Origin of the sequence: Parvimonas sp. M20 (assembly GCF_035282425.1) — a bacterium.
Lineage (GTDB): Bacteria > Bacillota > Clostridia > Tissierellales > Peptoniphilaceae > Parvimonas.
The window spans coordinates 1-3,395 of the sequence record NZ_JAYKBQ010000030.1 but is presented as its reverse complement, the minus strand read 5'-3'; the positions used below and the strand labels follow the sequence as shown (position 1 = coordinate 3,395).

The 3,395-nt window shown below is 23.0% G+C and carries 7 protein-coding genes; all 7 read right to left on the bottom strand.

Annotated elements, in window-relative coordinates; all coding sequences use genetic code 11:
- Positions 1–5 precede the first annotated feature (5 nt).
- Positions 6–554, bottom strand: coding sequence for a hypothetical protein (locus VJI93_RS08130; protein ID WP_324000407.1), 549 nt, complete (start codon positions 552–554; stop codon positions 6–8).
- A gap of 53 nt (positions 555–607) precedes the next feature.
- On the bottom strand, positions 608–808 hold the full coding sequence (locus tag VJI93_RS08125) for a hypothetical protein (RefSeq protein ID WP_324000408.1): 201 nt from the start codon (positions 806–808) through the stop codon (positions 608–610).
- A 101-nt stretch (positions 809–909) separates the two neighbouring features.
- The gene (locus VJI93_RS08120) at positions 910–1,482 is read right to left on the bottom strand and encodes a hypothetical protein (RefSeq protein ID WP_324000409.1); all 573 of its coding nucleotides are present in this window, start codon (positions 1,480–1,482) and stop codon (positions 910–912) included.
- A gap of 54 nt (positions 1,483–1,536) precedes the next feature.
- Positions 1,537–1,701, bottom strand: coding sequence for a hypothetical protein (locus tag VJI93_RS08115; protein WP_324000410.1), 165 nt, complete (start codon positions 1,699–1,701; stop codon positions 1,537–1,539).
- Between the two features lie 46 nt (positions 1,702–1,747).
- Positions 1,748–2,308: a hypothetical protein gene (locus VJI93_RS08110; protein ID WP_324000411.1), complete on the bottom strand. Its 561-nt coding sequence runs from the start codon at positions 2,306–2,308 to the stop codon at positions 1,748–1,750.
- Positions 2,309–2,358: 50 nt separating this feature from the next.
- Positions 2,359–2,559, bottom strand: a complete 201-nt coding sequence (locus VJI93_RS08105) for a hypothetical protein (RefSeq protein WP_324000412.1) — start codon at positions 2,557–2,559, stop codon at positions 2,359–2,361.
- 47 nt (positions 2,560–2,606) lie between these two features.
- Entirely contained in the window at positions 2,607–3,164 is a 558-nt protein-coding gene (locus tag VJI93_RS08100) for a hypothetical protein (protein WP_324000413.1), read from the bottom strand.
- Positions 3,165–3,395: the final 231 nt, after the last annotated feature.

Genomic DNA, 3,395 nt, shown 5'->3' with positions numbered 1-3,395 from the left:
ATTATTTAAATAGTTATTGTAAAGAAGAACATATATGGTGCTGTAAATATTGCTATGGCTAATGCTAATTTTTTCTTATTTTCTTCCTCTATGTCAAGTTTTGAAAAAGTATATCTTTTATTTAATTTGTAATTTAGAATCCTTGACAATAAAATTAAAAAACTCAATGTTAATATTGCAAATATATTAGCAAGTGGCTTTCCATTAAGAGAAGTCGTAAGAGATTTATACCAATGGTAAAAATCTGAATTTGGGTTAATAAAATCCTTTCCTAATTCCAATAAAAATAGAACTCCAGCAATCATTGTATCACATAAAAACCCAAAAAGTATCATTTTCTTTATTGATTTTAAAAATACTTTTTTTCGATTTTCTATTTTTAAATATATCATAGATAAATACAATACTACAGAATAGAAAAGTGAGTATAAAATGCATATTAAAGGCCAAAGTATAGGAATTATCCACATAACCCATACTGCTAAGACTAAATCAATAGATATATTACTATTTAATAAATATATTCCTGATAAACCACCATAAAAAGTATTCATTTTTTATCTCCTTTTTTGTGAAGTGAGAGAAGTAAATTCTCCCACTTCTTTTTTTATTTTTTAATATTTTCATTTTTTGATGCAGAAATCTTTTCATCCACTTTTCCATCTTTGTTTTTATCTATTTGTAAAACTGTATCTTTATCTTTATTTATTCCAGTTTTAATTACCATATCCTTTGTAACAGATATTTCAAAGGTTCTTTCATCCAATAATTTATCATTTCTATCAAAATATCTTATTTTGTAACTCATAATTCCCAATTGCATTATTTAAATAGTTATTGTAAAGAAGAACGTATATGGTGCTGTAAATATTGCTATTACTAATGCTAAGTTTTTCTTATTTTACTCCTCTAGAAAAAAGTATTTCTAAAAGAAAAGAAAAATATATATGGTGCTGTAAATATTGCTATGGCCAACGCCAAGTTTTTCTTCTTTTCTTTTCCTATATCAAGTTTTGAAAATGTATATCTTTTATTTAATTTATAATTTATAATCCTTGATAATAACACCGAAAAACTCAATGTTAAAACGGCAAATATATTGTTAAATACATATGTTCCCATAGATTTTGAAAAATCATGTACATACCAATTGTAAAAGTTCGATGTTGGATTAATAATTTGTTCTCCTCCAATTGCTATTATTAATAATAGAACAACAACAATTAAATCACATAAAAAACCAAAAAAAGTTACTCTTATTATTATTTTCCTAAGTTTATTTATAGGATTATCTATTTTCAAATATCCCATAAATAGATACGTTGCTATAAAATAAAATATAGTTACTATAGGTATAACAATAGGCCAAAATATAGGAAATTCCCAAAAAAACCAAAATGGTAAGACATCATAAAACAATCTAAATTCACCTGGTAAATAAGTAGTTGAAAAAACACTATATATACTAAATAGAATACTCATTTTTATCTCCTTTTTTGTGAAGTGAGAGAATTTACTTCTCTCACTTCATTTTTTCTATTTTTTAATATTTTCATTTTTTGATGTGGAAATTTTTTCATCAACTTCTCCATCTTTATTTATTCCTGTTCTTATTACAATATCTTTTGTAACAGATATTTCAAAAGTTCTTTCATCTAATAATTTATCATTTCTATCAAAATATCTTATTGTATAACTCATAGTTCCTGTGTCTTTTCGATTATATTTATCTCTAAACACATATTATTTAAACATTTATCGAAAAGAAAAATATATATGGTGCTGTAAATATTGCTATGGCTAATGCTAATTTTTTCTTATTTTCTTCCTCTATATCAAGTTTTGAAAAAGTATATCTTTTATTTAATTTGTAATTTATAATCCTTGACAAAAGAATTGCAACACATAATACTAATATTACGAATATATTATCAAGTGGTTTTTGATCAAGAGAGTCCTTAAAAGATTTATACCAGTGGTAAAAATCTGATTTTGGATTAATAATTTCATCCATTCCTAAAATTCCTAAAAATAAAAATCCTGCAACCATAATATCACATAAAAAACAAAAAAAAGTTGTTTTTACTATTATTTTTTTTAACACTCTAAAAGGATTATATATTTTCAAATATAGTGTAGATATATAAAATACTATTGAACAGACTATAGCAGTTATTGGTATAATAGCAATCCAACAAGGAGGCAATACCCAAAAAAACCATATTGGTATAATATCTCCTAACAATTTAAAATCACCTGGTAAATAAGTAGTTGAAAAAATACTATATATACTAAAAAGTGTATTCATTTTTATCTCCTTTTTATGAAGTGAGAGAATTTAATTCTCCCACTTCTATTTTATTTTTTAATATTTTCATTTTTTGATGCGGAAATTTTTTCATCAACTTTTCCATCTTTGTTTTTATCTATTTGTAAAACTGTATCTTTATCTTTATTTATTCCAGTTCTAATTACCATATCCTTTGTAACAGATATTTCAAAAGTTCTTTCATCCAATAATTTATCATTTCTATCAAAATATCTTATTGTATAACTCATAGTTCCTGTGTCTTATCAATTATATTTTTCTTTAAACCAAATTTTATTTAAAGAAAAATTGGAAAGAAAAATATATATGGTGCTGTAAATATCGCTAAATCTAATGCTAAATTTTTCTTATTTTCTTCATCCATATCAAGTTTTGAAAAAGTATATCTTTTATTTAATTTATAATTTAAAATTCTTAATAATACCATAGGAATACACATTGTTAATACCGAAAATATAAGTTTACATGGATTACTATTAAATGCTCCTAAGAAAAAATTTTTGTACCAATAAAAAAAATCAGCTTTTGAAATAACATTTTCTACTACTAATTCCAATGCAAATAGAAATCCAACAAAGATTAAATCGCATAAAAACCCAAAAACTGTTATTCTTATAACTATTTTTCTAAGTTTTTTTAATGGATTATCTATTTTTAAACATAACATAAATATATACATTACTATTGAATAAAATACAGTGCTTACTAGTATTATAATAGGCCAAAATAATGGTATTATCCAAAAAAACCATATTGGTATAACATCTCCTAACAATTTAAATTCACCTGGAAAATTGCCTAAAAAAATACTATATATGCTAAAAAATGTATTCATTTCTCCTCCTTTTTTGAATAAAGAGTTTAATTCTATTATCTTGAATAAATATTTTGTTTTAAAAACGTTTATTTTTATGAAATATAAAACCAAAATTATTTTATCATATTATATTTATAATTTCAATAATATGTAAAAACTTTTGAGTGATTTTTTGTTATGATACAATTGATGTGAGACCAAGGGTACAAAAAAAAGAGAATATCCTGTATAATTATTAAAACAAAAAAA

What these genes read in the sequence shown, in the direction of transcription:
- VJI93_RS08130 (WP_324000407.1), bottom strand. Translation starts at nt 554, where the DNA reads ATGAATACTTTTTATGGTGGTTTATCAGGAATATATTTATTAAATAGT.
- VJI93_RS08125 (WP_324000408.1), bottom strand. Translation starts at nt 808, where the DNA reads ATGAGTTACAAAATAAGATATTTTGATAGAAATGATAAATTATTGGAT.
- VJI93_RS08120 (WP_324000409.1), bottom strand. Translation starts at nt 1,482, where the DNA reads ATGAGTATTCTATTTAGTATATATAGTGTTTTTTCAACTACTTATTTA.
- VJI93_RS08115 (WP_324000410.1), bottom strand. Translation starts at nt 1,701, where the DNA reads ATGAGTTATACAATAAGATATTTTGATAGAAATGATAAATTATTAGAT.
- VJI93_RS08110 (WP_324000411.1), bottom strand. Translation starts at nt 2,308, where the DNA reads ATGAATACACTTTTTAGTATATATAGTATTTTTTCAACTACTTATTTA.
- VJI93_RS08105 (WP_324000412.1), bottom strand. Translation starts at nt 2,559, where the DNA reads ATGAGTTATACAATAAGATATTTTGATAGAAATGATAAATTATTGGAT.
- VJI93_RS08100 (WP_324000413.1), bottom strand. Translation starts at nt 3,164, where the DNA reads ATGAATACATTTTTTAGCATATATAGTATTTTTTTAGGCAATTTTCCA.